At 71.7% G+C, this 19,938-nt stretch carries 19 protein-coding genes; 10 read left to right on the forward strand and 9 right to left on the reverse strand.

The features are described 5' to 3' along the window. Positions 1-4: 4 nt before the first annotated feature. The 3 genes from AAEP80_RS07155 to AAEP80_RS07165 are packed head-to-tail and all read left to right on the forward strand — an operon-like array spanning position 5 to position 3,281. Positions 5-1,321: an extracellular solute-binding protein gene (locus AAEP80_RS07155; RefSeq protein ID WP_420366516.1), complete on the forward strand. Its 1,317-nt coding sequence runs from the start codon at positions 5-7 to the stop codon at positions 1,319-1,321. A gap of 23 nt (positions 1,322-1,344) precedes the next feature. Beyond that, positions 1,345-2,370 (forward strand): carbohydrate ABC transporter permease, encoded by a 1,026-nt coding sequence (locus tag AAEP80_RS07160; RefSeq protein WP_420366517.1) that lies wholly within the window; start codon positions 1,345-1,347, stop codon positions 2,368-2,370. Then, on the forward strand, positions 2,367-3,281 hold the full coding sequence (locus AAEP80_RS07165) for a carbohydrate ABC transporter permease (protein ID WP_420366518.1): 915 nt from the start codon (positions 2,367-2,369) through the stop codon (positions 3,279-3,281). Before AAEP80_RS07160 ends, AAEP80_RS07165 begins: the two co-directional genes overlap by 4 nt. A 71-nt stretch (positions 3,282-3,352) precedes the next feature. Here AAEP80_RS07165 and AAEP80_RS07170 read toward each other — a convergent pair whose 3' ends face one another. Further along, positions 3,353-4,321 carry a zinc-dependent alcohol dehydrogenase family protein gene (locus AAEP80_RS07170; RefSeq protein ID WP_420366519.1) on the reverse strand — a complete coding sequence of 323 codons (969 nt, stop codon included), beginning with the start codon at positions 4,319-4,321 and terminating at the stop codon, positions 3,353-3,355. A gap of 100 nt (positions 4,322-4,421) precedes the next feature. On the opposite strand from AAEP80_RS07170, the gene AAEP80_RS07175 reads away from it, so the two are divergent. Next, complete coding sequence (locus tag AAEP80_RS07175) at positions 4,422-5,042, forward strand: TetR/AcrR family transcriptional regulator (RefSeq protein ID WP_420366520.1); 621 nt, start codon at positions 4,422-4,424, stop codon at positions 5,040-5,042. 52 nt (positions 5,043-5,094) lie between these two features. Here the strand turns inward: AAEP80_RS07175 and AAEP80_RS07180 are convergent, their stop codons facing one another. After that, complete coding sequence (locus AAEP80_RS07180) at positions 5,095-5,982, reverse strand: DUF808 domain-containing protein (protein ID WP_420366521.1); 888 nt, start codon at positions 5,980-5,982, stop codon at positions 5,095-5,097. 188 nt (positions 5,983-6,170) lie between these two features. Between AAEP80_RS07180 and AAEP80_RS07185 the strand changes: the two genes are divergently transcribed. Then, positions 6,171-7,196: an SDR family NAD(P)-dependent oxidoreductase gene (locus tag AAEP80_RS07185; RefSeq protein WP_420366522.1), complete on the forward strand. Its 1,026-nt coding sequence runs from the start codon at positions 6,171-6,173 to the stop codon at positions 7,194-7,196. 26 nt (positions 7,197-7,222) lie between these two features. Here the strand turns inward: AAEP80_RS07185 and AAEP80_RS07190 are convergent, their stop codons facing one another. Both AAEP80_RS07190 and AAEP80_RS07195 read right to left on the reverse strand, forming a co-directional pair. After that, entirely contained in the window at positions 7,223-7,768 is a 546-nt protein-coding gene (locus AAEP80_RS07190; protein WP_420366523.1) for a TetR family transcriptional regulator, read from the reverse strand. A 77-nt stretch (positions 7,769-7,845) separates the two neighbouring features. Then, positions 7,846-8,508: a DUF3592 domain-containing protein gene (locus tag AAEP80_RS07195; protein ID WP_420366524.1), complete on the reverse strand. Its 663-nt coding sequence runs from the start codon at positions 8,506-8,508 to the stop codon at positions 7,846-7,848. 48 nt (positions 8,509-8,556) lie between these two features. On the opposite strand from AAEP80_RS07195, the gene AAEP80_RS07200 reads away from it, so the two are divergent. Beyond that, positions 8,557-9,009 carry a hypothetical protein gene (locus AAEP80_RS07200; protein WP_420366525.1) on the forward strand — a complete coding sequence of 151 codons (453 nt, stop codon included), beginning with the start codon at positions 8,557-8,559 and terminating at the stop codon, positions 9,007-9,009. 18 nt (positions 9,010-9,027) lie between these two features. Here AAEP80_RS07200 and AAEP80_RS07205 read toward each other — a convergent pair whose 3' ends face one another. From AAEP80_RS07205 to AAEP80_RS07220, 4 genes are all read right to left on the reverse strand, one after another. Then, positions 9,028-9,525: a DUF427 domain-containing protein gene (locus AAEP80_RS07205; protein WP_413602684.1), complete on the reverse strand. Its 498-nt coding sequence runs from the start codon at positions 9,523-9,525 to the stop codon at positions 9,028-9,030. Positions 9,526-9,534: 9 nt separating this feature from the next. Beyond that, on the reverse strand, positions 9,535-10,425 hold the full coding sequence (locus AAEP80_RS07210; RefSeq protein WP_420366526.1) for an alpha/beta fold hydrolase: 891 nt from the start codon (positions 10,423-10,425) through the stop codon (positions 9,535-9,537). Continuing rightward, positions 10,425-11,810, reverse strand: coding sequence for an FAD-binding oxidoreductase (locus tag AAEP80_RS07215; protein ID WP_420366527.1), 1,386 nt, complete (start codon positions 11,808-11,810; stop codon positions 10,425-10,427). The genes AAEP80_RS07210 and AAEP80_RS07215 overlap by 1 nt, the downstream gene beginning before the upstream one ends. Positions 11,811-12,052: 242 nt before the next feature. Then, complete coding sequence (locus AAEP80_RS07220) at positions 12,053-14,026, reverse strand: GMC oxidoreductase (RefSeq protein WP_420366528.1); 1,974 nt, start codon at positions 14,024-14,026, stop codon at positions 12,053-12,055. Between the two features lie 74 nt (positions 14,027-14,100). On the opposite strand from AAEP80_RS07220, the gene AAEP80_RS07225 reads away from it, so the two are divergent. The 4 genes from AAEP80_RS07225 (at position 14,101) to AAEP80_RS07240 (ending at position 18,849) form a co-directional block, all read left to right on the forward strand. Further along, complete coding sequence (locus AAEP80_RS07225; protein ID WP_420366529.1) at positions 14,101-14,778, forward strand: TetR/AcrR family transcriptional regulator; 678 nt, start codon at positions 14,101-14,103, stop codon at positions 14,776-14,778. Beyond that, positions 14,775-15,356 carry a hypothetical protein gene (locus AAEP80_RS07230; RefSeq protein WP_420366530.1) on the forward strand — a complete coding sequence of 194 codons (582 nt, stop codon included), beginning with the start codon at positions 14,775-14,777 and terminating at the stop codon, positions 15,354-15,356. Before AAEP80_RS07225 ends, AAEP80_RS07230 begins: the two co-directional genes overlap by 4 nt. Positions 15,357-15,537: 181 nt before the next feature. Then, positions 15,538-17,325 (forward strand): DEAD/DEAH box helicase, encoded by a 1,788-nt coding sequence (locus AAEP80_RS07235; protein WP_281267044.1) that lies wholly within the window; start codon positions 15,538-15,540, stop codon positions 17,323-17,325. Positions 17,326-17,508: 183 nt separating this feature from the next. After that, a complete protein-coding gene (locus AAEP80_RS07240; protein WP_420366531.1) occupies positions 17,509-18,849 on the forward strand; it encodes a fibronectin type III domain-containing protein in 1,341 nt (446 codons plus the stop codon). A gap of 156 nt (positions 18,850-19,005) precedes the next feature. On the opposite strand, the gene AAEP80_RS07245 is transcribed toward AAEP80_RS07240, so the two are convergent. Continuing rightward, a complete protein-coding gene (locus tag AAEP80_RS07245; RefSeq protein ID WP_420366532.1) occupies positions 19,006-19,929 on the reverse strand; it encodes an NAD-dependent epimerase/dehydratase family protein in 924 nt (307 codons plus the stop codon). Between the last annotated feature and the right edge of the window lie 9 nt (positions 19,930-19,938).

Consider the following 19,938-nt stretch of genomic DNA (forward strand, 5'->3'; position numbering starts at 1 on the left):
CCGAATGTCCCCCCTCTCCCGCCGGCAGTTGCTGGTCGGCGGCGCATCGATCCTCGGCGGCGCGGTGCTCGCCGGCGGCCTCACCGGCTGCGCGACCGGATCGACCGCCGCCTCCGGCGCCGACCGACTCCAGTTCTGGCACCTGCTGACCGGCGGTGACGGGGCGAAGATGGCCGACCTCGTCAAACGTGCCGACGCGGCGACCGGTGTCGCCGCCCAGCAGACGGTCCTCGCCTGGGGAACGCCGTACTACACGAAGCTCGCGATGGCGAGCGTCGGGGGCCGTGCACCGGACCTCGCGATCATGCACGCGAGCCGCCTCGAGGGCTACGCGCCCGGCGGCCTGCTCGACACATGGGACGACGACCTGCTCGCCGAGTTCGGCGTCCGTGAATCGGACTACCCGGCGGCGGTGTGGAAGAAGACCTTCGTCGACGGCAAGCACTACGCCGTGGCGCTCGACGCCCACCCGTTCGTGCAGTTCTACAACACCGACGTCCTCGACAAGGCCGGTGCGCTCGGCAGCGACGGGCGCATCGTCGACATCTCGAGCCCCGACCAGCTGCTCGAGGTCGGCCGAGCGGTCAAGGGCGTCACGAAGACCCACGGCATCTCGTACGGGTACCTCAACGACGGCGCGAACCTGTGGCGGATGCTCTACACGCTCTACCGGCAGCAGGGCGCCACGATGGTGTTCACGCCGGGCAAGAAGGCCGAGGTCGAGAAGGACGCGGCGATGGCCGCGCTCGACTTCATGAAGACGATGCTCGACGGCGACATCGCGGCCAACGCCGCGGACGGTGGCACCGCGCTCGCCGAGTTCGTCACGCAGAAGTCCGGGATCATGTTCACCGGCGTCTGGGACACCCCGTCGATGAAGGACGCGAAGATCCCGTTCGACGCCCAGCCGATCCCGACGATGTACTCCGAGCCAGCGGCCTACGCCGACTCGCACACCTTCGTGCTCCCGCACCAGAACGTCGTCGACGAGCAGAAGCGCCGTGACGCGCACGAGTTCGTCGCCGCGATCGTCAAGCGGTCCCTCAGTTGGGCGCAGGCGGGACACATCCCGGCGTACAACCCGGTCACCGACAGCGCCGAGTACAAGAAGCTGCTGCCCCAGGCGCACTACGCCCGGGCCGCGGACATCGCGAACTACGACCCGCAGGCGTGGTTCACCGGCGCCGGCAGCGACTTCCAGACCGCGGTCGGGAACGCACTGCAGGGCGTGCTGCTCGGTCAGACCAAGCCCGAAGCCGGTTGGGACCAGCTGATGGGCGTCGTGAACAAGAAGCTCTCCGAGCCGAACCCGGCCGGCTGACGGACGAAGGAGTCCAGAACATCGTGGCATCAGCAACCGCAGGTCCGACACCGCACGCAGTCAGTGCCGGGGAACGCGACGCGTCCCGCGCCAGGGGCCGGACCGTCAAGCGCAGGCGCGACAACCGCGCGGGGTGGGCGTTCGTCGCCCCCTTCGTCGTGTTCTTCGTCGCGTTCCTCGTCGTCCCCATCGTCTGGGGCCTCTACCTCAGCTTCACCGCGACCAGCCTCACCGGCGCCGGCAACCACCTCCTCGGCTTCGCGAACTACTTCGAGGCCTTCGGGGACGCCGACATGTGGCACTCGATGGGCAACACCGTCTGGTTCACCGTCCTGTCGACGATCCCGCTCGTGGTCGTCGCCCTCGCGATGGCGCTCCTGGTGAACACCGGCCTGCCAGGACAGTGGCTCTGGCGACTGTCCTTCTTCATGCCGTACCTGCTCGCGTCGACCGTCGTCTCGCAGATCTTCCTGTGGCTCTTCAACCCGCAACTCGGGCTGTTCAACCACCTGTTGACCTCGATCGGACTCCCGGCGAGCAACTGGCTCAACGACCAGGACATCGCGATGTACGCCGTCGTCGGCACCACGGTCTGGTGGACCGTCGGCTTCAACTTCCTGCTGTACCTGGCCGCCCTGCAGAACATCCCGGAGTCGCAGTACGAAGCGGCGTCGCTGGACGGCGCCGGCACCTGGCGGAAGCTCTGGTCGATCACGCTCCCGCAGCTGCGCGGCACGACCGGACTCATCGTCGTCCTGCAGATCCTGGCGTCCCTCAAGGTGTTCGACCAGATCTACCAGATGACGACCGGCGGACCGAACGGCTCCACCCGGCCGATCGTCGAGTACATCTTCGAGTCCGGGTTCACCGGGTACCGCTTCGGCTACTCGTCCGCGATCTCCTACATCTTCTTCGCGATGATCGTCATCATCTCGATCGCACAGTTCACCGCCGGGCGTCGTGGTGACGCCATCGCCCGTGCCGATCGGGCCGACGCGCGTCGCAAGCGCGCCGCCGTCCGTGCCGCCACGAAGGGACAGGCAGCATGAGCACCGCCACCATCGACCCGCAGTCGCTCCAGACGAGCACACCCACCACGACCGTCCGGGTCCGGACCACGAAGCACCACGGGCCGAAGTGGGGCCCCGCGCGCATCGGGGCGCTCGTCGTCCTGATCGTGCTGGCGATCAGCTGGCTGCTGCCGATCCTCTGGGCGATCGACACCTCGCTGAAGTCCGAGACCGACGCCGCGGCCGCGCAGCAGTCCTGGATCCCTGCCGGCGGCTTCACGATCGATGCCTACGTCAAGGTGCTGACCCAGGGGCAGATCCCGGTCTGGATCTGGAACTCGCTGTTCACGTCCGTCGTCGTCACCCTGGTCACCGTGATCCTGTCGACGCTGGCGGCGTACGCGTTCAGCCGCCTCGACTTCTCCGGTCGGAAGTGGCTCTACGCCGCGATCATCGGCTCGATCATGGTGCCGCCGCAGGTGCTGATCATCCCGCTGTTCTACGAGATGCTGGCGATGAACCTCGTCGACACGTACCTCGGCATCATCCTGCCGCAGGTGATCGCGCCGGCCATGGTGTTCATCCTCAAGCAGTTCTTCGACCAGATCCCGGTCGAGCTCGAGGAAGCGGCGCGTGTCGACGGAGCCGGGCGCCTCCGGGTGTTCTTCACGATCGTGCTGCCCCTGTCGCGACCGATCTTGGCCGCCGTGGCGATCTTCGTGTTCATCGGGGCGTGGAACAACTTCCTCTGGCCGTTCCTCGTGACGAACCAGGCGAACCTGATGACGCTCCCAGTGGGGCTGCAGACCGTGAAGAGCGCGTTCGGCATCCAGTACGCACAGAACATGGCGACGGCGATGCTCGCGGCTGCGCCGCTCATCATCGTGTTCCTGTTCTTCCAGCGACAGATCATCAAGGGCATCGCGACCACCGGATTCGGTGGGCAGTGACGTCCTGAACCGGGACCACGACTGACGGGAGGCACGGTGCCAGCTGGCACCGCGCCTCCCGTCAGTCGCGCTCAGCGCGCCGTCAGCACGATCCGGCCGAAGACGCTCCCGGCGTCCATCCGTCGGTGCGCTTCGACGGCGTCGGCGAGCGGCAGGACCGCCTCGACGACCGGGGTCAGACCGTCGGCAGCGGCCGTGGCGAGGAGTGCGGCGCGGGCGTCGTTGCGCTCGGCGCGAGGGACGGTGTCGAGACTGAACGTCGCGAACGAGAGCGACCGCTGGAACAGCCGCATGAGCGTCATGCCGAAGTCGGCCGGCGGGTAGCCGCCCACCACCCCGATCGAGACCGCGCGCCCGTTCGGGGCGAGCATCTCGAGGAACGACGGCAGCTCGGGGCCGCCGGCGACGTCGACCAGGACGTCGAAGTCCGACGGAGCCGGGCCGTCGTCGAGGGGGTGACCGGAGCGGTCGAGGACGTGGGTGGCACCGAGGTCCAGCAGTCGTCGGCCCCGTTCGGACGACGACGTCGTGACCGCGATGGTCGTGGCGCCGGCCTGCGCTGCGAGCTGGACGGCTGCGATCCCGAGACTGCCGGCCGCGCCACGCACGAGGACCGATCCGCCTGCCGTCAGGTGTGCGTGCCGGAGCGCGAAGTGCGCGACCGTGGCGGCGCTGCCGACCGCGACCGCGTCGACGACGGACAGGTCGTCCGGGAGGTCCGTGACGTCCTCGAGCCGGGCCACGGCCAGCTCGGCGTACGCCCCGCTGGTGCCCGTGAAGCCCCACACCCGCCGGCCGACCCATGCGCCGTCGACGCCGTCGCCGACCGCGGTGACGGTGCCCGCGACCTCGCTCCCCGGGACCATCCCGACGGGGAACGAACTCCCGAGGGTCCCGCGGCGGATCACCGCGTCGACCCCGCCGACCCCGATCGCCTCGACCTCGATCAGCACCGAGTCGGGGCCGGCGACGGGATCAGGGCGCTCCGAGACGACGAGCCCCTCCGCTGGGCCGTACTCCTCGATCGACACTGCGCGCACGACGTCCTCCTCTGGTCCTGCCGGCACCGATCGGCCGGCGCGATCGACGGTAGTGGACGCGGGCGTCCACTTCCGTAGAGTGAGAGACGTGCCTGCCCCGATGCCTCACTTGCGCTCCGACGCGCTCGGCAACCGCGACCGCCTGCTCGACGCGGCAAGGACGCTGTTCGACGAGGTCGGCCTCGGGGTGACGATGCGCGAGGTCGCACGACGCGCCGGCGTGGGACCGGCGACCCTCTACCGACGGTTCCCGACGAAGCAGGACCTGGTCGGCGCGGCGTTCGCGGAGGAGCTCCGCGAGTGCCGTGCGATCGTCGAACGCGGGGCGGCCGATCCTGATCCGTGGCGTGGGCTCCGGAGGGTGGTCGTCGACTCGAGCGAGCTGAACGCCAGGAACCACGCGTTCGTCGAGGCCTTCACGAACGACTTCCCCGACGCCGTCGACTTCGCGCGCCACCGGGCCGAGCTGCTGCGGAGCCTCGCCGGCCTCGCGCGACGGGCGCAGGCAGCCGGTGCGCTCCGCGCGGACTTCGTCCTCGATGACCTCGTCCTGGTGCTGCTCGCCGGACGGGGCGTCTCCCGCGCGCCCGCCGCGCAGCGGCTCGCAGCCGCGCGGCGCTTCGCGGTCATCGCCGTCGACGGCCTCCGCGCGGATCGGCGGACGGATGACCGTGCGGACCGCCGGACGGGCGACCGCGCGGACCGGCGCGTCGCGCGGTGACCAGCTGACGGACGGGAGGCTCGTGACCGGCCCGCCACGAGCCTCCCGTCCGTCAGTGCGCGGTCTGGTGCCGCGGACCGCGCAGCCGGCCGATGCCGGTCACGACCGCGACCACGACCAGGCCGAGCGCCAGGCCGGCCACGGCCGACAGCGCGGTGTCGACGATCCAGGTGACGACGGGGCCGGCGGCCTCGATCGCGTGCTCGACGACGTGCAGCAGGTCCAGCGGGCCGTGCCAGAACGTCTCGGCGAGGTTCGCGATCACCAGGTGACCGCCCACCCACAGCATCGCGACGGTGCCGACGATGCTGATCACGCGGAAGACGGCCGGCATCGCGGCGACGATCCTGGCGCCGAGTCGCCGGGTGCGGCGGACGGGGTTCCTCATCATCTGGAGGCCGACGTCGTCGACCTTCACGAGCAGTGCGACGGCACCGTAGACGACCCCCGTCATCGCGAGGGCGATCACCGCGAGCGCGCCGAGCGTCGCCCAGAACCCGAGGCCGGTGTCGAGGCTCGCCAGCGCGATGAGCATGATCTCGGTGCTCAGGATGAGGTCGGTCCTGATCGCGCCGAACACCAGCTTCGGTTCGGTCGTCGTCTCCGCGGCACCGCTCTCGTGGTGGAAGCCGAACCACTCCATGACCTTCTCGGCGCCCTCGAAGCACAGGTACGTGCCGCCGAGGACGAGCAGCCACGGCAGCACCCACGGGGCGAACGCCGTGAGCAGGAGCGCCAGGGGGATGATGATGACGAACTTGTTGAAGAGGCTGCCGAGGGCGATGCGCCCGACGACCGGCAGTTCGCGCGCGGGTTCGAGGCCCTGTACGTACTGCGGGGTCACCGCGGCGTCGTCGATCACGACGCCGGCGGTCTTCGCGCTGGCCTTGAGGGCGGCCGACAGGATGTCGTCGACGACGGCGAGCAGGCCGACTGACATGCGTGGTCCTCCTGGGGATCGTGGCTGTCGGGACGCTCAGACTACTGCCGTTCGCGGACTCCCAGCGACCGCACGGGATCAGCACGGTCGGCGTCGCGGTTCAACAGTGTTGAATGCGAGTGCCACCCAGCAACGACGCTCGTCGACCGGCACGGCCGGACCCGTGGTGGTGACGAAGGGAAACGCACATGTCCGCACCGCTCACCGGCTCCTCCACCGTCGGCTCGTGGCTCGACGACCCCACCGGGGGAGCCCTGCTCCGCGACCTGCTCGCGCCGGCCGGCCTCGACCCGGAGGTCCTTGCGCCCGCCCGTGGCATGGCGTTGCAGCAGCTCGTCGTGATGTCCGGCGGGCAGTTGCCGCAGTCGGTCGTCGACGACCTCGTCCGGGCTGCCAACGGTGGCGAGATCCTCGAATCCACCGAGGACACGGGCTGGACCGAGCAGGTCACCGCAGGCCGGTTCGCGGGCAAGACCGTCGTCGTCACCGGCGCCGCGTCGGGGATCGGGCGGGCGACCGCGTCGCGGATCGTCCGTGAAGGCGGCCGGGTCGTCGCCGTCGACGTCTCCGCCGAGCGGCTCGCCGACTTCGCAGCCGGCTTCGGCGGCGGTGCGTCGGCCGCCGGCGGCGAGGTCGTCACCGCCACCGGGGACATCACGAAGCAGGAGGACATCGATGCGATCGTCGCTGCCGCCGGTGACCGCATCGACGCCCTCGCCAACGTCGCCGGCATCAACGACGACTTCTCGCCCCTCCACGAGACCTCCGACGCCACGTGGGACCGGGTCATCGGCATCAACCTCACCGGCGGGTTCAAGCTCTCGCGGGCGGTCCTGCCCGTGATGCTCGCCGCCGGGAAGGGTGCGATCGTGAACGTCGCCTCCGAGGCCGGCCTCCGCGGGAACGCGTCCGGCAACGCCTACACGGTGTCGAAGCACGGCGTGATCGGGCTGACCAGGAGTGCCGCGTTCATGTACGCGCAGCAGGGCATCCGGGTGAACGCGGTCGCCCCCGGTGGTGTCGCCACCGGCATCCCGATGCCCGCGCACGTCTCCGAGGTCGGCGCAGCCCGCCTCGGTCCGTTCCAGGCGGCGATCCCGTCCCTCGCCACCGCGGAGCAGCTGGCTGCGTCGATCACGTTCCTGCTCAGCGACGACGCCGTGAACATCAACGGCGCGGTCCTGGCCTCCGATGGCGGCTGGTCCGTGCAGTAGCCCCGTCGGAACGCATGTGGGTTCGATCAGCTGGGGTCGATCAGTTCCTGCAGGAGCCGGCCGTACTTGGCGACGACCTGGTCGTGGTCGGCGGCGAGCAGCGTCTCGTCACCGACCACCCAGAGCGCGTAGAGCAGCCCGCCGACGAGTCCGGCGGCGAGCGACGCGCGCAGGTCGGCGTCGGCGCCGGTCAGCCGCGCACGGAGCGGGTGGACGAAGGCGAGCTCGTGCTGTCGTCGGAGTTCCTCGTTGATGCTGTCCGAGTCCGCCGCGCGCAACATCGCGAGGAAGGTCGAGCGCACCTGTGGCCCAGCGTCGAGCACGAACCGGATGAACCGTTCGCCGAGCGAGGCGAGTGGCCCCTCCGAGATGGGGTGTTGCGGCCCGACGGACTCCAGGACGGCCAGGAACAGGCCGTCCTTCGAGCCGAAGTGGTGGATCACGAGTGCCGCGTCCGCGTCGGCCGCGCGGCCGATGTCGCGGAGCGACGTCCCCGCGTAGCCCCGGTCGACGAACAGCGTCGAGGCCGCGGCCAGGATGGCCGCCCGCTTGGTGGTCCGCGCATCCGTCACGTCGCGAGCATAGCCAGCCACGTCGCGGACGGGAGGTTCGGTGCGGGCCGGCACCGTGCCTCCCGTCCGGAGCGTGCTCACGTTCTCCGCTGCTGGTCGCGTTCCTGCTCGCGCTCCGCGATGCGCTCGGCCGCGCGCTCGAGGCGACGGGCCTCGGTCCGGCGGTCCTCGCGACGGACCCAGCGGATCGCCGCAGTCAGGAGCGGGACGAACACGGCCGCCCCGACGACGAGGACGATCGTCCACGTCCGCGCGTCGTCGACGAGCGCGTTGCGGATCCGGTCGCTGCGGACGCGGGGCTCGTCGGGGTGCGCCGGGTCGATCATCAGCTGGACGCGCTGCCCGACCCGGTAGACGCCGGCCTGGTCCGCGGAGTCGTCGTCCAGCCGCGTCGACACGGTCGCACCGCCGATGCGGGTGCGGACGGTCGGCGTGTACTCGGTCCAGTCCGGGTCGCCGACGTGCCGCGTCTCGCGGATGTCGGTGACCAGACCGGAGACGGTGCGGCCCTCGTTGCGCAGCTGCGTGTCGTGGTGCAGCGCGACGTACTTCCCGGGGGTCGCGAACAGTCCGCAGAGGACCATCAGTCCGCTCCCCATGATGAGCAGCCCGGCCAGCAGGAACCAGGCGACGAGCGCGAGGCCCCTGCGGTCGTCCCGAGGCATCGTCCTGAGCCACGTCCAGGCGTGGCGGGTGCGGTCGAAGGGGCGTCGCTTGGCGCGCGGCCCCACATGCGTCATCGGTGTTCCCCCACTCTGCGAGGATATCGGTGACCACGAGGGGGGACAGTGGCCGGACGACACGGGTACTCGAAGACGGGGCTGGAGAACCGCCGACGGGAGTGGGCGCGTCAACACCCGCGTCGTGCGTGGCTGCGGTGGTGGCTCACGCTGCTGCTGGTCTTCGTGCCGCTGCTGTCCGTGCCGGTCTTCGTCTTCGGTCTGCCGGTCTACGACCGCACCCACCCGGTCACGCTGGACTGCTCGGTCGACGCGGTGGCCGTCGGCATCACGACCGGTCGGTACTCGCACTCGCCGTTCGTGCGGTTCTCCTCGCCGGACTGCGGTGAGCTCACCCTGTTCCGCGGGGTCACACGGGAGAACCAGGACGACATCGCGGCCGAGGTCGAGCGGGGTGACCGCTACCGGGTCACGGTGGGTGGTGGGTCGTACCAGCTGCGCTCGTTCATCCGCGTGCTGAAGCTCCGGCCGGAGATCGTGCGGTACGAGCGGATCGGCTGAGGCTGCGGCCTCCGGGTGTCACCAGCCGAGGGTGCCCGGTTCGCCCTTGAACGGCCCGACGACCCTGGACGTGATCCAGCCGCCGTAGAAGTCGCCGGCCTGCGCCTGCACCCGCTCGCCGGCGACCTCGCAGGAGTCCATCTCGGCCGGGTAGATCGCGACGCGGTCGAGGAGCTCGCCGAAGCCCGGCTCGGGGGTCGGGTAGGTCCAGCCGGCGCGGGGCACGGTCGTGTCCCCGCCGTGTACGTCGAAGTAGGCCGCCCGGCCCTTGTACTCGCACATGCTCGAGCCGGTCGTCCGGGTCAGTGCACCGGGGGCGAAATCCGACGCGGGCAGGTAGTAGACCGGCGGGTGGCTCGTCTCGAGCACCCGCACGGCGGACGTCGTGTCGGCGATGACCTCGCCGCCGAGTCGGACGACGACCCGGTCGGAGGTGGGCTCGACGCGGGGTGGTCGGGGGTAGTCCCAGACGGACTCCTGGCCGGGACCCGGGGTGATCGGCGCGGGGTGTCTCATGCGGCCGGTCTACTCGCCGTCCGCTGTGTTCCCGGTCCCGGCCGCGGGCCCGGCCCCGGTCCCGCTCCCGGTCGCGGTCGTGGGCCCGTCCGCCAGGAACGCGAGCAGCACCTCGTTGAACGCGTCCGGCTGGTCGAGGTTCGTGGCGTGGCCGGCGTCCTCGATGACGACGACGTGGCCGTTCGGGTTCGTCCCGACGGCAGCCTCGGCATGGGAGCACGGCCAGAGCTGGCTGTCCCGCCCGGCGACCATCGTGAACGGGACGTCGAGCCGCTCGATCACGTCCCGCCAGTCCTGCTGCCCGTGGTCACGGAGCAGCCGGGTGGTCTCGGGCGCGTTCGGCATCCGGAAGTCGGGCATCCCGCCGATCCGCTCGACGAGCCGCATCATGCCGGCCCTGCCCGCGTCGACCCGGGCGCCGCGGCCGGTGTCCGGGATGCCGTCGTCGAAGAAGGTCCCGCTGTTCTCCGGGGTCATCCCGTAGAACCCGTGCGGCCAGTCGTCGGTGTTGACGAGCTTCGGCGTCTGGTCGATCGTCAGGACGCCGGCGATCCGGTCGGTGCCGAACAGGTCGACCGTCGCCCAGATCGTCGACGCGCCCATCGACTGGCCGACGAGCACCGCGTCGCGCAGGTCGAGTGCGACGAGGAGTTCGTGCAGGTCGGCACCGTGCCGGGCGACCCGCTGCCCCCAGAGCGTGTCCTCGCTGGCACCGTGCGACCTGCGGTCGAACGCGATCACCCGGTGACCGGCCGCGACGAGGGTGTCCGCTTGCAATGCCCATCCGGTCGCGGGCATGGCGTACCCGGCGACGAGGACGACCGTCCGGCCGTCCGTACCGGCGCCGGAGTCCGTGTACGCCAGGGTCGCGCCGTCGGTCGTGGTGAGCGTCTCGGGCATCAGAACGCCTTCCCGGGGTTGAGCGTGCCCGCCGGGTCGAGGGCGTCCTTGACCGAGCGGTGCATCGCGATGACGCGTTCGCCGAGCTCCTCGCGGAGTCCGGGGAGCTTCAGGAGTCCCACGCCGTGCTCGCCGGTGACGGTGCCGCCGAGCGCCAGGCAGTCCGCGACGATCGCGTCGAAGGCGGCCTTCGCGCGGTCCTTCGCGGCGGCGTCGCCCTCGGGAGCGATGATGAGCGGGTGCAGGTTGCCGTCGCCGGCGTGTGCGATGTTCGCGATGGTGACGTCGTTCGCCGCCGCGGTCGTCTGGATCCGACGGAGCATCTCGGGGACCTCGCCCCGCGGGACGCAGATGTCCTCCGTCAGCACCGGTCCGAGGCGCTCGAGTGCCGGGTACGCGAGACGTCGCGCCTGGAAGAGCCGGTCGATGTCCTCGGGGTCGGTCGCACGTTCGACGTCGGTGCCACCCGCGTCCGCGAACACGGCGGCGACCTGGTCCGCGAGTTCGTCGCCGGCGGCACCCTGTTCGTCGACACGGGCGAGCAGCAGCGTGTCGACGTCGGACGGCAGGCCGAGCTGCATCCACTCGTCCACGGCGCGCAGGCACGTCCGGTCGACGATCTCGAGCGCCGCGGGGATGATCCCCGCTCGCGAGATCGCGGCGACGGCGTCCCCGGCTGCGGTCAGCGACGGGAAGTACCCGATGACCGCCCGTTCGTCGCGTCCGGCGAGGGGGAGGAGCTTCACGGTGACCGACGTGACGATGCCGAGCGTGCCCTCCGACCCCACCACCAGCCCGGCGAGGTCGTAGCCGGCGACGCCCTTCGCGGTCTTGCGGCCGAGCTCCACGACGGACCCGTCGGCGAGCACGACGGTGAGGCCGAGGACGTAGTCCCGCGTCACGCCGTACTTCACGCAGCAGATGCCGCCTGCGTTCGTCGCGACGTTGCCACCGATCGTCGAGATCGCGGAGCTGGCGGGGTCGGGCGGGTACCAGAGGCCGTGTGTCGCCACCGTGGCACGGAGTGCGTCGTTGATCACTCCCGGCTGGACGACGGCGTACCGCTCGTCGACGTTCACCTCGACGACGGCGTCCATCAGCTCGAGCGACAGGACGATGCAGTTCGCCACCGCGTTCGCCCCACCGGACAACCCGGTCCCGGCACCGCGCGGGACGACCCGCACGCCGGCGGAGGCCGCCCAGCGGACGGCCGCCACGACGTCGTCGGTGCTCCGGGCGAGGACGACGGCCAGCGGCGGCACGAAGTCAGCCCACTCGGCGTCGTCGTGGCTGTAGCGCGCGAGCGCGGCGTCGTCCCGGAGCACCTGGTCGGCACCCAGCAGGTCGTCGAGCGCGGTGGTGTCGACTACGGAGCTGACGGTCATGGAGCAGGGGTCCTTCCGGGACTCGGCGGTGAGACCCGACCGACGATACCCGTCGGGCGGATGCTGCCGGCCGCCGTTCCAGTTCTGCCTGTCCCGGCAGGTCGCAGACCGAGTCTCGCGCTCAGCGACAGATCACGGCGCGGACCGCGCGAAGACTGTCGCTCAGCGCGAAACTCGGTCGGTGGCGCCGGCGCCACCGACCAGGCCGCTGCGGACCCGCCCCGTGGCCGGGATGCGGGCCGTCAGCCGCCCGTCATGTGCGCGACGGTCCGCATGGCGGTGGCGAAGATCGTGAGCACCGGGTTGACGCCGCCGTTCGTCACGTGCACGGAGCCGTCCGCGACGCGGAGGTTGTCGTGTCCCCACACGCGTCCGAACTCGTCGACGACCGAGTTCGTCGGGTCGGACCCCATGCGGAGCGTGCCGGCCTGGTGCTGCCCGCCGGACGGCCCGACCGGCGTGCCGCCCACCTCGACGGTGGCCCGCGCCCCCGCCGCGCGGAGCCACGACGCGGCAAGCGCGCTCGTCGCGTCACGGGCGCGGAGGTCCTCGGCGTGCACGGAACCACTCAGCCGGGCGACCGGGATCCCGTGCCGGTCGACGATCCGGTCGTCCACGCGGACGCGGGAGTCGGCTGACGTGACCTCCTGGATGGGGCCCATCAGCCGCATGGTGCGGCGGACCAGGTGTCGCATGCCGTCCGTCGACGCCCGGCCGGTCCGCGGCAGGAGCCCCGCGCCGACGAGGTACCGGTAGGTGTTCGACGGGGTCGCGACGAACTCGTTCGCGATCATCCCGCCGCCGACGATGCCGTCGTTGCCGTGCCGCCGGTCGGTGGTCGCGATCGAGGGTCCCGGCCCGACGAGGTCCTCGACGACGTCGTCGAACACCCCCGTCGCACCGCCGTACACGTGTCCCTGCAGGTGCCGCCCGACCAGGTCGTTGCCGTTACCGATGCCGTCCGGCTCCCGGTCGCTCCGACTGTTCAGCAGCAGGCGTGCCGATTCGATCGCGCCGGCGGCGACGACGACCTCGGCCGCGTCGACGTCCTGCTGCCAGGTGTTCCCGTCGACCGTGCCGACGAGGGTGACACCGACGACACGTCCCGCCGCGTCGGTGCGGAGCCGGGCCGCCCGGGTGTCGAGGACGATCTGCGCCCTGCCGGTCGCGAACGCCCGGGGCAGCATCGTGTTCTGCGAGCCGTTCTTCGCGTCGACGGGGCAGGCGAACCCGACGCACATCCCGCAGTTCGCGCACGCCTCACGTCCGAGCCACGGGGTGCTGTTCACCAGGAGCGGGACGTGCACCGTCCCCAGACCGAGGTCCGTCGCGGCCGCTGCGAGTCGTTCGCGCGCCGGGCCGGACGGCACGGGCGGCATCGGGAGCGGCCGGGAGCGGTGCCCGGACCAGCGGCCGTCATCGGGCCCGCCGCTGACGCCGAGCTCCCACTCGGCGCGCGTGTAGAACGGCTCGAGGTCGTCGTAGCCGATCGGCCAGTCCGCCAGGGCGCTGCCGTCCGGGACGCCGTACGTCGTCGCCATCCGGAAGTCGAGCGGCGCGAACCGCCAGGCCTGTGCGCCGTAGACGCGGGTGCCGCCGCCAGCGGTGGACGCGTTGTTGTTCCACCCGGGGTCGGCTGGCCGGATCGGCAGGCGGGTGCGCCCGTCGTCCAAGACGCGGAGGTCGAGCGGGTCGGTCGGGCCGGACAACGGCGCGAGACCCCAGTCGGAGCGCGGGTTCCGCAGGTGGTCGTGGGCAAGCGTCGCGGTGTCCGGCCACGCGCCCGCCTCGACCACGAGGACGCGCCGACCGGCCTCCGCCAGGCCGCATGCCGCGACGCCTCCGCCGGCGCCCGAGCCGATGACGACGGCGTCGTACCGGGGCGCCAGCTCGGACGGGTGCACCGTCACCGGCCGGTCCGTCGGGACGGGGACGGGCACGGGCCAGCCGTCGAGGGGCTCCGGCTGCCAGTCCACCGCGGGCCACGACGCCGGGTCGGCCCAGTGCCCGCCCGCGACGAGCTCGGCGAACCAGTCCCAGTCGGTGCTCTCCGACCCGCGCTTCGCGACGTCGCGGAACCGCGCTGCCCACTCGGGGCGTTCGGGGAGGAGCGATCGGAGGAAATCGACGCCGGCGTCCGAGGAACCGGGGACCACCTCGTCCACACGCTCCCGGAGCCGCGTCGCGGTCGCGTCGTCGAGGTGGGGATCCGGCACCGGGACTCCTTCGTCGTGGCGGTGGTCGCCCTGTACGTCTACCACGGACGTGGCGCGTGGTGTACTTTTTGAACGTGTTCGAAAATGATGACGCGCCGCGCCCCAAGCGTGAGCGCACCCGTGCGACGATCCGCGCGGTCGCGATCCGGTCGCTGCGCGAGAAGGGCTACGACGCGACGACGATGCGGGGGATCGCCGAGGAGGCCGGGCTGTCGGTCGGCAACGCCTACTACCACTTCCCGACGAAGGACCACCTGGTCCAGGAGCTCTACGTGGACGTGCAGCACGAGCACCGAGCGGCCGCGCTCCCGCTGCTCGACACGACGGACGACCTGACCGCGCGCATCGGCATCGTCCTGCGCACCGGGCTCACGAACCTCGCCGGGTACCACGCCATCGCGCCGCAGTTCCTCGCCGCGGCGGTCGCACCGAACTCCCCGATCAACCCGCTGGCCGCGGAGTCGTCCGAGGCGCGCGACCTGGTCCTCGACCTCTTCGCGCAGGCCGTCGGCGGCGCCAGGCAGCAGCTGCCAGGGCGCCTCGCCGAGGACCTCCCCTCGGCGCTCTGGACGGGGTACCTCCTGCTGGCGCTGTTCTGGACGTACGACACGTCCACGGCGCAGGTCCGGACGCACCGGCTCGTGGACGCCATGCTCCGCGTGCTCCGGTTCGCGCTCCCGATGCTCCGGATCCGGCCGTTCCGCGCCACCGTGACCGAGATCGTCGGCATCGTCGCGGGACGTGCGGCATGACCGGGGCGATGAGCCCGCGGCCGTCGACGCCCACGTGGTCGGACAGCTGGTGGCTCGTGCTCCGCGCGCTCGGGTGGCTGCTCGGGGTGACCCTCCCCGTCACCGTCGTGCTCGCGATGTTCCTCCCCGGTGCGATCGAGGGGTGGGGGATGCAGCCGGAGCCGTGGTGGCTGGCGATCGTCAACGCGCTGCTGTGGATGCTCATGGTCGTCGTGCTGTCGTCGTTGCCCGCCGTGCTCGCAGCCGTCGTCGCGTGGCCGCTCACGATGCTGCTCGGACGGGCGATGCACTCGGTGCGGTCCCGGACGCTGCACGTCGTCGCGACGTCGGCGCTCGCCGGGGTCCTCGCCGCGCTCCCGCTCGCGCTCCTGCCCGTGTACGTCCTCTTCGTCCCGATGTCGATCGCGGCCGGTGCTGCCGCCGCCCTCGCGCGGAACGGCGAGTTCCGACGCGCCGACCGCCTGGCCGCCGCAGCCGCGCACGAGACCGACGAGACCGACGAGACCGACGAGACCGACGAGACCGACGAGACCGACGAGACCGACGAGACCGAGAGTGCGCCTGCTGGCTCATCCTGACCAGCGCTGTGCACCGCGGCGAGGACCGTGAGGGCTGCACGGAGGAGACCAGGCCGAGACCAGCCTGTACGGCCCGGTGCGCTGACCGGAGACGGACGGGAGGCTCGTGGCGACCCCGCCACGGGCCTCCCGTCCGTCATCCCGGTCGATACCGGAGCCGCGAACCGGGTACCGTACCAGGATGAGCTCCGAGACGACCAGCACCACCGAACCCACCGACGAGGGGCCCGTGGTGACGTTCGCCGACCTGGGGCTCAGCGACAACGTCCTCAAGGCCGTCAAGGAGATCGGGTACGAGACCCCCTCCGCGATCCAGGCCGCCACCATCCCGACGCTGCTCGAGGGGCGCGACGTCGTCGGCCTCGCGCAGACCGGTACCGGCAAGACCGCGGCCTTCGCGCTGCCCGTCCTGTCCCGCATGGAGTCCGGCTCGAAGCTGCCGCAGGCACTCGTGCTGTCCCCGACGCGCGAGCTCGCCCTGCAGGTCTGCGAGGCGTTCGAGCAGTACGCGTCGCACATGCGTGGCGTGCACGTCCTCCCCGTCTACGGCGGCCAGGCGTACGGCGTCCAGCTGTCCGCGCTCCGCCGTGGCGTCGACGTGGTCGTCGGCACGCCCGGGCGCATCATGGACCACATCGCCAAGGGCACGCTCGACCTGTCCGAGCTGAAGTACCTGGTGCTCGACGAGGCCGACGAGATGCTGAAGATGGGCTTCGCGGAGGACGTCGAGACGATCCTCGCCGAGACCCCGGACACCAAGCAGGTCGCACTGTTCTCCGCGACGATGCCCGCGCAGATCCGTCGCATCTCGAAGCAGTACCTCAACGACCCGGCCGAGATCACCGTCAAGGCGAAGACGACCACGTCCGCCAACACGACGCAGCGCTACCTCATCGTGTCGTACGCGCAGAAGGTCGACGCCCTGACCCGCATCCTCGAGGTCGAGGACTTCGAGGGCCTCATCATCTTCGTCCGGACGAAGAGCGAGACCGAGAACCTCGCCGAGAAGCTCCGTGCCCGCGGGTACGCCGCGGCCGCGATCAGCGGTGACGTCGCGCAGGCCCAGCGGGAGCGCACCGTGAACCAGCTGAAGTCCGGCAAGCTCGACATCCTGGTCGCGACCGACGTCGCCGCCCGTGGCCTCGACGTCGACCGCATCACGCACGTGGTGAACTTCGACATCCCCGTCGACACCGAGTCCTACGTGCACCGCATCGGCCGCACCGGTCGTGCCGGCCGCAGCGGTGCCGCGATCAGCTTCGTCACGCCGCGCGAGCGCCGCCTGCTCACCGCGATCGAGAAGGCCACGCGCCAGCCGCTGACCGAGATGACGCTCCCGAGCATCGAGGACGTCAACGTCACCCGCCTGACGCGCTTCGACGACGCCATCACGGCGGCGCTCGAGTCCCGCGACCGCATCGAGGCGTTCCGCGACATCATCGCCCACTACGTCGAGCACCACGACGTGCCGGAGCAGGACGTCGCTGCAGCACTCGCCGTCGTCGCGCAGGGGGACACCCCGCTGCTGCTCGACCCGGCCGAGGACGCCCTCCGCCGCCAGGTCGAGCGCGACCAGCGTCGCGACGAGCGCAAGGGCCGCGAGCGCGAGGTGGACGGCGGTGACCGTCGCCGTCGCTCGGTCCCGATGACCCCGTACCGCATCGAGGTCGGCCGTCGTCACCGCGTCGAGCCGCGCCAGATCGTCGGTGCGCTCGCGAACGAGGGCGGCCTCCGCCGCGACGACTTCGGTGCGATCCGCATCCAGCCGGACTTCTCCATCGTCGAGCTCCCGACGGACATGCCAGGCGACGTGATCGACAAGCTCAGCGACACCCGCATCAGCGGCCGGCTCATCGAGATCAAGCCGGACCGCCGCGGCGGCGGTGGCGGGTACCGCCGCGGACCGCGCGACGACCGGGACGACCGCCGCGATCGTGACGACCGTCCGGCGCGCAAGCCCCGGTACTAGACCCCGCCGACGACGGACTGGAGGCACTGCGCACGACGCGCGCAGTGCCTCCAGTCCGTCTCGTGGTTGCGGGAGACCGCAGATCGCACCGCACATCGTCCTGCGGCGGTTCCGCACGGCCCCGCGCGGTGCTTCGCTGACCGCGTGCGCGGCGCAGGGAGCCGCGCGGACAGGGGATCGATCGTGTACAGAGCAGTGTTCACCGCCGCAGCAGCGGCCGTGCTCGTCGTCGCCGGGGCACTCCCGGCGCAGGCGGCACCACGTTCCAGCACGCCTGGGACGCCGACCTCGGTGTCGGTGACCGGTACGGCGACCGACGCCGACGTCACGTGGGGCCTGCCACGGTCCGGCGCGAAGGTGCTCGGGTGGGCCGTCACCGTCCGTCCGGCCGAGCACCAGCCGCGGCACGGGGTCGACCTGCTGCGCGCATCGGCGCGGTCCGACCACTTCGGCGACCTGACGGCCGGTACGACGTACTCCTTCACCGTGCGGGCGGTCGGCACCAGGGGTCCAGGCCCGGCCGCGACCGTGCGGTACCAGCCGGTCGCGCCCGCTGCGGTGGGGCAGTCGCTGTTCGCGCTCGACGCGGCGGGGAACGTCGTCCGCTTCCCGACGACGGGCACCGGCACACCGACCACCATCGCGCCGAACGGTGCCGGCTACACGGCGGACGACGAAGGCGACGTGTTCGTGCCGTCGGCCGACCGGACCGCCATCGTGATGTACCCGGAGGGCGGGGGCGCTGCACAGACCATCGCGACGGGCCTGCACCTCACCGCGGATCTCCGGACGGACCTCACGGGCAACCTGTACTGGGTGGACAGCGTCACCGGCGGGGTGGTGAAGCTCGCCAGGGCGGGTGGGCCCGCGACGCCGTGGGTGTCCTTCGGGCCGGTGCCGAACTCGGGCACCACGACCCTCTGGGCCGTCGGACGGGACGGCACCGTGTCGACCTGGACGGGCACGACGACGACGGCCTCGGTCGTGACGAGGACCCCGGCGGGCACGACCACCACCAGGACCATCAGCTCCGGCGCGACGGGGGTGTTCGGGTACGTGCGGGCACTCCTCGCCGACGCCCACGGTGGGCTGTACATCGACTGGAGCTCGCCCGGTGGAGCTGGCTCGTACATCTGGGCCGCGCTGCCCGCCGGAGCGACCACGTGGGTCTCGGCCGAACCCCGGCTGGCGTTCGAGTACGGCGCGACGAACTCGTCGTCGTTCCGGCTGCTGCAGTCGAAGGAGTGGTGCACCTCGCCCGCCGAGAACTCCGGGCAGTGCTCCGTCGACCGGTCGATCCCGTCGCTGCTCGTCCGGGCGCTCGACGGCACGACGTCATCGGTCCCCGTGTCCGGGCTGACCGCCGGGTCGCGCGGATCGAACGTCGGCGCCGCTGACGAGGCCGGCGACGTGTACATCGACGTCGACCAGGCACCGACCGCCGGGCTGTGGCGGGTCCCGGCTGCCGGGGGTGCAGCGCAGCAGCTGTCCACCGCGCAGTTCTCCCGCTTGCTGGTGATCTAGCGGCGCTGCCGTCGGGTTCGGTCGGGCCGGGCGCTCCTTGCCCCGAGTCTCGGGCTGGGCGACACTTCTCGGGTCTCGCGGCCCGAGAGCAGTCGCCCGGCGCGAGTCTCGGGCCCGCCGACGCGAGACTCGGGCCCGCGGGCAGTGCACCCCGCGTCAGGCGAGACCGGCCGTCCGGCGGCAGACCTCGTCCCACGGGGTCGGCTCGATGCCGAAGTACTCGCGGGACGCCGTGTCGTCGAGCACGTACGGCGCGGTCCACTGGTAGCTCATCTCGGCGACCTCCTTCATCATCGGCGACACGAGCCCGATCGCGCGGATCGCACCAGCGGGCAGCCGCCGCACCCGCACCGGGGGCTTCCCGGCGGCGGCCAGCACGTCGGTCAGCGCCTCGACCTGCGACCTCGGCGGGTTCGACGGGACGTGCCAGGTCCTGCCGAGCGCCTGCTCGTCGGTCGCCGCGGCGACGATCGTCCTGGCGACGTCCAGCACGTCCGTGAAGGTGTGCGGCAGGTCGGTGCGGCCGATCATCGTCACCGCCTTACCCTGCAGTGCCGCGGGCAGCACACGGGTGACGTGCCCGTTCTCGCCGATGCCCGGGCCGACGTAGTCCGAGCCGCGGACCTCGACGGTGCGGATCCGTCCGGCCCGGTGCAGCTCGAGCGCGTCGTGCCACATCCGCGCCCGGAGCACGCCCTTGTGGTCGGTGGCGGCATCCGGCATGCCCTCGCGCATCGGGGAGTCGACCGGCCCGTACGGGTAGAGGTTGCCGGTGATCGCGTACACGGCCCCGGTCCGCTCGGCCGCCGTCAGCAGCGAGGCCGCGAGTGGGGGCCAGTTCGCCTCCCACTGCGTGTAGTTCCCCGGGTTCGCGCAGTTGTACAGGACCGCCGCACCGTCGGCGGCCCTGGTGAGCGCCTCGGGATCCGAGGCGTCCAGGGCGACGTGACCGACAGCCTCCAGGCCGGTGTCCCGACCCGAGCGTGTGGCGACCGTGACGCGCTCGCCGCGGGCCGCGAGCAGTTCCGCGACGTGCCGGCCGACGGGTCCGGCGCCGATGACCAGGTGGAGCTCCGACATGGTGTGTCC

The organism is Curtobacterium sp. L3-7 (genome assembly GCF_048756585.1).
GTDB lineage: Bacteria > Actinomycetota > Actinomycetes > Actinomycetales > Microbacteriaceae > Curtobacterium.

What these genes read in the sequence shown, in the direction of transcription:
- AAEP80_RS07185 (WP_420366522.1), top strand. Translation starts at nt 6,171, where the DNA reads ATGTCCGCACCGCTCACCGGCTCCTCCACCGTCGGCTCGTGGCTCGAC.
- AAEP80_RS07215 (WP_420366527.1), bottom strand. Translation starts at nt 11,810, where the DNA reads ATGACCGTCAGCTCCGTAGTCGACACCACCGCGCTCGACGACCTGCTG.
- AAEP80_RS07205 (WP_413602684.1), bottom strand. Translation starts at nt 9,525, where the DNA reads ATGAGACACCCCGCGCCGATCACCCCGGGTCCCGGCCAGGAGTCCGTC.
- AAEP80_RS07245 (WP_420366532.1), bottom strand. Translation starts at nt 19,929, where the DNA reads ATGTCGGAGCTCCACCTGGTCATCGGCGCCGGACCCGTCGGCCGGCAC.
- AAEP80_RS07165 (WP_420366518.1), top strand. Translation starts at nt 2,367, where the DNA reads ATGAGCACCGCCACCATCGACCCGCAGTCGCTCCAGACGAGCACACCC.
- AAEP80_RS07230 (WP_420366530.1), top strand. Translation starts at nt 14,775, where the DNA reads ATGACCGGGGCGATGAGCCCGCGGCCGTCGACGCCCACGTGGTCGGAC.
- AAEP80_RS07180 (WP_420366521.1), bottom strand. Translation starts at nt 5,982, where the DNA reads ATGTCAGTCGGCCTGCTCGCCGTCGTCGACGACATCCTGTCGGCCGCC.
- AAEP80_RS07155 (WP_420366516.1), top strand. Translation starts at nt 5, where the DNA reads ATGTCCCCCCTCTCCCGCCGGCAGTTGCTGGTCGGCGGCGCATCGATC.
- AAEP80_RS07195 (WP_420366524.1), bottom strand. Translation starts at nt 8,508, where the DNA reads ATGACGCATGTGGGGCCGCGCGCCAAGCGACGCCCCTTCGACCGCACC.
- AAEP80_RS07235 (WP_281267044.1), top strand. Translation starts at nt 15,538, where the DNA reads ATGAGCTCCGAGACGACCAGCACCACCGAACCCACCGACGAGGGGCCC.
- AAEP80_RS07175 (WP_420366520.1), top strand. Translation starts at nt 4,422, where the DNA reads ATGCCTCACTTGCGCTCCGACGCGCTCGGCAACCGCGACCGCCTGCTC.
- AAEP80_RS07210 (WP_420366526.1), bottom strand. Translation starts at nt 10,425, where the DNA reads ATGCCCGAGACGCTCACCACGACCGACGGCGCGACCCTGGCGTACACG.